Annotated in this window: 1 pseudogene; it reads left to right on the top strand. The window is 64.3% G+C overall.

Annotation, left to right across the window (positions count from 1 at the left end):
• Positions 1-114: 114 nt before the first annotated feature.
• A pseudogene (locus JHD07_RS32865) lies at positions 115-328 on the top strand (MFS transporter); the annotation flags it as partial.

Raw genomic sequence — 328 nt, 5'->3', positions numbered from 1 at the left:
CCGCCGAAGAGGCGCTGCGCTGCGTCCGGGGCACGAGAGCGACGAAGTGCGCGGGCAGGTTGCAACCCTCACCCCGATTATTCATGATGCCCACTGGAATCGGTGGGGCAGGGCATGACGGCAGCAGTGGGGGTTTCCGCTTCCGCGGAGAAATCGGCGACGGCGCATGTGGTGTGGGCGAGCGCGCTCGGCACTGCGATCGAATGGTACGATTTCCTGATCTACGGCACGGCGGCGGCCCTGGTCTTCAACAAGCTGTTCTTTCCGAGCTTCGATCCCTTCGTCGGCACGCTCGTGGCATTCTCGACCTATGCGGTCGGGTTCGTGG

Origin of the sequence: Bradyrhizobium sp. (assembly GCF_016462955.1) — a bacterium.
In the GTDB taxonomy this organism is placed as follows: domain Bacteria; phylum Pseudomonadota; class Alphaproteobacteria; order Rhizobiales; family Xanthobacteraceae; genus Bradyrhizobium.
Note: the sequence above shows the minus strand (reverse complement) of the source record. Positions and strands in the feature narration are given on the sequence as shown.